At 71.4% G+C, this 5,639-nt stretch carries 3 protein-coding genes and 2 pseudogenes; 3 read left to right on the top strand and 2 right to left on the bottom strand.

Annotated elements, in window-relative coordinates; all coding sequences use genetic code 11:
* Positions 1-433: pseudogene (locus ABZ453_RS50225) on the top strand (rhamnose isomerase); the annotation flags it as partial.
* A 38-nt stretch (positions 434-471) separates the two neighbouring features.
* Here the strand turns inward: ABZ453_RS50225 and ABZ453_RS50220 are convergent.
* The gene (locus ABZ453_RS50220; protein WP_359026657.1) at positions 472-1,359 is read right to left on the bottom strand and encodes a LysR family transcriptional regulator; all 888 of its coding nucleotides are present in this window, start codon (positions 1,357-1,359) and stop codon (positions 472-474) included.
* Between the two features lie 166 nt (positions 1,360-1,525).
* Between ABZ453_RS50220 and ABZ453_RS50215 the strand changes: the two genes are divergently transcribed.
* Positions 1,526-2,401: an NAD(P)H-binding protein gene (locus ABZ453_RS50215; RefSeq protein ID WP_359026655.1), complete on the top strand. Its 876-nt coding sequence runs from the start codon at positions 1,526-1,528 to the stop codon at positions 2,399-2,401.
* 15 nt (positions 2,402-2,416) lie between these two features.
* On the opposite strand, the gene ABZ453_RS50210 is transcribed toward ABZ453_RS50215, so the two are convergent.
* A complete protein-coding gene (locus tag ABZ453_RS50210) occupies positions 2,417-5,050 on the bottom strand; it encodes a glycoside hydrolase family 78 protein (RefSeq protein ID WP_359026653.1) in 2,634 nt (877 codons plus the stop codon).
* Between the two features lie 233 nt (positions 5,051-5,283).
* Here ABZ453_RS50210 and ABZ453_RS50205 point away from each other — a divergent pair.
* Positions 5,284-5,639: pseudogene (locus tag ABZ453_RS50205) on the top strand (rhamnose isomerase); the annotation flags it as partial.

Below are 5,639 nucleotides of genomic sequence, written 5' to 3'. Positions count from 1 at the left end.
CTCCCGCTTCTACGCCGACGACGACCTCATGGTCGGCGCCGCCGACCCCTTCCAGCTCTTCCGCATCATGTACGAAGTCATCCGAGGCGGCGGCTACAGCCCCGACATCGCCTTCATGCTCGACCAGTGCCACAACATCGAAGCCAAGATCCCCGCCATCATCCGCTCCGTCATGAACGTCCAGGAAGCCACCGCAAAGGCCCTCCTCGTCGACCGCGACGCCCTGGCAGCCGCCCAGCGCGACGGCGACGTCCTCGCAGCCAACGCCGCCCTCATGGACGCCTACAACACCGACGTACGACCACTCCTCGCCGAACTCCGCGCGGACATGGGCCTCGACCCCGACCCGATCACCGCCTACCACCGCTCCGGATGGGCCGAGAAGATCGTCGAGGAGCGGGTCGGCGGGCAGCAGGCCGGGTGGGGAGCGTAAATCCCCGGTTCGAACCGCCGTCACCCTCCCGGGGCCGCTCAGTCCCGTTGCTTCGTGGCCGTTCCTTCGGCCGCCTCCTGGACGGGCGCCACTGACGTGGCGACGCGGACCAGGGCCGCCGTGGCCGTCGAGCGGGAGTGCTGCGGCCAGGCGATGGAGAGGGTGGCCGGCGGGGCGTCCGGGAGTTCGCGGTACGCCACGCCCGGCCGGGGGTAGCGGGTCGTGACCGACTCCGGGAGCAGCGTCACCAGATCGCCGAATTCGACGAGCGCGAGCAGTTGGGCCAGGTCTGTGATCGCGTACTGCTCCATGATCGCGTCCAGGTAGCGGCACAGGCCGCCGGAGTCGCCCGGCTCGACGCCCGGGAGGGCGAGATCGGCGAGGGTGAGGTCGTCGCGGGCCGCGAGCGGGTGGGTGGCGGGCAGCGCGGCGAGGCGGGGTTCGACGGTCACCGTCTCGGCGTCCAGGCCGGTGCGGTCGAAGGGTTCGTAGAGGAGGGCCGCGTCCGCCTCACCCGCACGCAGGAGCCGGGCCTGTTCGCCCCAGCCGGAGAGGCGGACCGTGACGGGCCGGGCCGCCGGCTCGGTGGCGTAGCGGGCCAGGATGGCATCCAGCAGGCCCGCCGCGCCGTCGGCCTTGACGGTCAGGACGAGCTTGGGTTCCGGGTCGGCCGCGCGCTGGGCTCGCCGGCCGGCCGCCTGGAGGGCGTCCAGGGCGATCCGGGCCTCCGTCAGCAGGACGGTGCCGGGCGGGGTGAGGGTGACGCTGTGGGTCGTGCGCTCGAAGAGGGTGATGCCGAGGTCCGTCTCGAGTTTGCGGATGGCGCGGGAGAGGGGCGGGGCGGAGATGCCCAGCCGTTCGGCGGCGCGGGCGAAGTTCAGTTCCTCCGCGACGGCGACGAAGTAGCGCAGTGACCGGGACTCCATGACCGTGGACCTCCTTCGGTATGACCCGCAGGGTAACAAGCGGGACCCGGTCGGTCCTTCCAAGCCGGAGGAACGCGGCGCAGGATCGAGGTACGCGGTCCCCCGGTACCGCCGCAGGCGACGGGGCGTGAACCGCGCTTCCAGCGAACCGTTTTGGAGCTTCTGCATGCTTGTCATCACCACGCCCACCGGTCAGATCGGCCGGCAGGTCGTCGACCGTGTCCTCGGCGCCGAGCAGCCGGTCCGCGTGATCGTGAGGGATCCCGGCCGGCTCGCCCCCGAGGTGCGGGAGCGGGTCGAGGTCGTCCAGGGCTCGCACGCCGACCCCGATGTCCTCATGAAGGCCTTCACGGGCGCGGAGGCCGTGTTCTGGGTGATACCGCCGGACCCCCGCACGGAGAACCTCGAGCACCACTATCTGGACCCGACCCGGTCGGCGTGCGAGGCTGTCACCAGGCACGGCGTGGAACGGGTCGTCGGCGTGTCGACCATGGGCCACGGCATCGAGAAGAACGCCGGGCACCTGTCGGCCGCGCGGGCCGCCGAGGAACTGATCGCCGGAACGGGAGTGAAGTCCCGGGCGCTGCGGCCTCCGTTCTTCATGGAGAACCTGCTCCGTCAGCTCGACGCGATCAGGAACCAGGGCACCTTCTTCCTGCCGAGCCGCCGGGACCGCACCCTGGCCCTGGTCGCCACCCGCGACATCGCCGAGCGAGGCGCCGAGCTGCTGCTCGACGACACCTGGAGCGGACAGGGCGGTGTACCTGTGGTCAGCCCCGACTCCCTCACTCCCGACGGCATGGCGGAGGTCCTCGGCGATGTGCTGGAGCTGCCGGTCCGCTACCAGCAGCTCCCGATCGACGCGTACAGGTCGATGATGCTGGAGCACGGGGCGAGCGAGGCGATGGCCCAGGGCGTGGCCGACATGGCCGTCGCCCAGAACGAGGGGGCCTACGACGAGGAGCACCGCACCGCGCGGCCGAGCCCGACCGGTTTCCGCCAGTGGTGCGAGGAAGTGCTCAGGCCCGCCGTTCTGGGCTGAACACCTCCGCCGCTGTCACTCGGGACTGGCGAACGGATGCCGTACGGCGGCGGGCGGCCAGACGGGAGTGGTGTAGGGCCGCCGGAAGATGTGGTGGCCCGAGCCGACCTCGAACGGCTGCTCGTCGCCGGGCAGTTGTACGTCGGCCCGGGTGTTCGGCGGGACGCGGATCTCCACCACCAGCGTGTCGCCCTCGATCGTCCAGCCCGCCTCCGCGCGGCCGTACGGCGTCTCGTGCGCGGCCTTCGCGAAGCTGAGGTCGCCGCCGGGCACGGGCGCGATCCGCAGCCGGCGCCAGCCGGGCTCGGCGGCCTCCAGCCCGGCGACCGTGCGGTGCAGCCAGTCGGCCACGGCGCCCAGGGCGTAGTGGTTGAAGGACGTCATCTCGCCCGGGTTGATGCTCCCGTCGGGCAGCATCGAGTCCCACCGCTCCCAGACGGTCGTCGCACCCATGGTCACGGGGTACAGCCAGGACGGGCAGCCCTTCTCGACCAGCATCCGGTAGGCCAGTTGCGGCTCGCCGGCCGCGCACAGCGCGTCGCAGATCAGTGGCGTCCCGGCGAATCCGGTGGCGATGCGGAAGCCCGCCTTGCGCACGATGAGCGCCAACCGCTCGGCGGCGCCCTGTCGTTGACGTTCCGTCGGGAGCAGCGAGAAACAGAGGGCGAGCGCGTACGCGGTCTGCGCGTCGCTCGCCATCAGCCCGGCCGGCGTGACGAACTCCATGGCGAACGCGGCCCGTACGGACCGCGCCAGCTCCTCGTACCGCACGGCGTCGTCCTTCTCGCCCAACAGCCGTGCCGTTTCGGCGAGTACGTCGGCCGAGCGCGCGACATGGGCGTTGGCGACCAGGTCACCATTGGTCCGGGCGGCGCCCGGGTCGTCGGGCGGGGCGGCCGGGTCGAGCCAGTCGCCGAGCTGGAAGTCCTGCCGCCACAGCCCGCCGCCCTGCTCGGTCAGCCGGGCGGCGGTCTCCATCCAGGCACGCATGCTCGGGTACTGGGTGCGCAGCACCTCCAGGTCACCGAAACGCCGGTAGAGCGTCCACGGCAGCAGTACGGCGACATCGGCCCACACCGCGTGCGGGGTCCCGCCGAACGCGTCCCCGAGTATGTCGGGCACGACCAGGGGCGGTACCCCGTCGGCGCGCGCGAGCTGCTCGGCGGCGAGGTCGCGCAGCCAGCCGCCGAGCATGCCGGAGCAGTCGTACAGGAAGGACGCGGTGGGGGCGAAGACCTGGATGTCGCCGGTCCAGCCGAGGCGTTCGTCGCGCTGCGGGCAGTCGGTCGGGATGTCGAGGAAGTTGCCGCGCATGCCCCAGACGACGTTCTCGTGCAGCCGGTCGACCAGTGCGTGCGAGGACTGGAACCAGCCGGTGCGGGCCATGTCGGTGTGCAGCACGACGGCTTCGACCGCGCTCGGATCCAACTCACCGGGCCAGTTGTCGACTTGGGCATACCGGAAGCCGTGGAAGGTGAAGCGTGGCTCGTAGGTCTCCTCGCCCTGGCCCGCGAGGGTGTACGTGTCGGTCGCGCGGGCGACGCGCAGGGGCCGCACGCCGAGTTCGCCGTGTTCCAGCACCTCCGCGTGGCGCAGGGTGACCGTGTGCCCGGCGGGTCCGGAGACACGGATGCGCAGGCGGCCGACCAGGTTCTGGCCGAAGTCGAGGACGGTCCGGCCGGAGGGGGTGGTGATGACCTCGACCGGGGCGAGCGTCTGAACGCGGCGCACGGGCGGGCCGGTCGGTGCGACCAACTCGGCGGCAGGGGCGGGAAGTCCGGTGACCGGTGACCAGTCGGCGGTGTCGTGGCCCGGTTCGGACCAGCCGGGGCGGGCCAGCCGGGCGTCGTACGCCTCGCCGTCGTACAGCTCGGACCGCAGGATCGGCCCGGTCGTGGCACGCCAGCTCTCGTCGGTGGCGATGGTGGTAACGGCGCCGTCGGGGTGGGTGACCTCGAGCTGGGCGAGGAGGGCACGCTGGTCGCCGTAGAGGTTGCGGCGGCCGCCTTGGAAGCCGAGCCGCCCGGTGTACCAGCCCTCGCCGAGCAGCGCGCCGATCGCGTTGTCGCCGGGCCGCAGCAGGCCGGTGACGTCGAAGATCTGGTAGCGAAGGCGGTGGTGGTACGAGGTCCAGCCGGGTGCGAGGACGTGGTCGCCGACGCGGGTGCCGTTGATCTCGGCCTCGTAGACGCCGTACGCGGTGATGTACAGACGGGCCGAGGTGACGGGCCTGTCGAGGGTGAAGGTGCGGTGCAGCAGGGCCGCCGGGAGCGGGGGGTCGGAGCGTTCCCGGTCGGGGGTGACAGGGCGGGCGGTCCAGTCGGCTGGGGCCAGCAGTCCCGTCTCCGCGTAGGTGACCGGCGACCAGGCCGACGGCTCGGCGCCCGCGCCCCACACCTGGACCCGTACCCCGACCCGGCTGCGGGAGCCGAGCACCGGCCCCGGCCACTCCACCAGCACCGAGTCGGCGCTGACCACACGCCCGGTGTCGGCGAGGACCGCGCCGTCGACGTCGGTGATCTCGACCCGGTAGGCGCGCTGGGTCCAGTCCGGTGTCTCGGTTTCCGTGCGCCAGGTCAGCCGGGGGCGGGACTCACCGATGCCGAGCGGCTCGCGGTGGTGTTCCAGGACGGGGGCGGTGACGATCACAGGGCGGCTCCCGGCGGACGCGGTGTCCTTCTGGCACGTGCAAATGCCCTCAGAGGAGGGCGTGAAACGTTTCACGGCATGGTGAGCCCGTCGCGCCGCTCAGTCAAGGGGCCCGACTGAGAATGATCGGGTTTTCGTAAACGTCACCCACGTGGTCATGTCGACACCTTGACGGCGTCGCACTACTGCGATTAGCTTCCCTGAAACGATTCAAACAGTGTTCAGAGGTGGTCATGCCAGACCCGTCCGCCGTGAAGACAGCACTCGCGGCACAGAAGATCGAGACCCCGTCGTGGGCCTACGGCAACTCCGGCACGCGCTTCAAGGTCTTCACCCAGCCCGGCGTGCCGCGCGATCCCTGGGAGAAGCTGCGGGACGCGGCGAAAGTGCACGAGTTCACTGGCGTGGCACCGTCGGTCGCCCTGCACATCCCGTGGGACAAGGTCGACGACTACGGGAAGCTCGCGGCGTTCGCCCGGGAGCAGGGAGTGGCCCTGGGGGCGATCAACTCCAACACCTTCCAGGACGACGACTACAAGCTCGGCAGCATCTGCCACCCCGATGCGGCCGTGCGCCGCAAGGCGGTCGA

Origin of the sequence: Streptomyces sp. NPDC005799 (genome assembly GCF_040630525.1) — a bacterium.
Taxonomy (GTDB): domain Bacteria; phylum Actinomycetota; class Actinomycetes; order Streptomycetales; family Streptomycetaceae; genus Streptomyces; species Streptomyces griseorubiginosus_B.
Note: the sequence above shows the minus strand (reverse complement) of the source record. Positions and strands in the feature narration are given on the sequence as shown.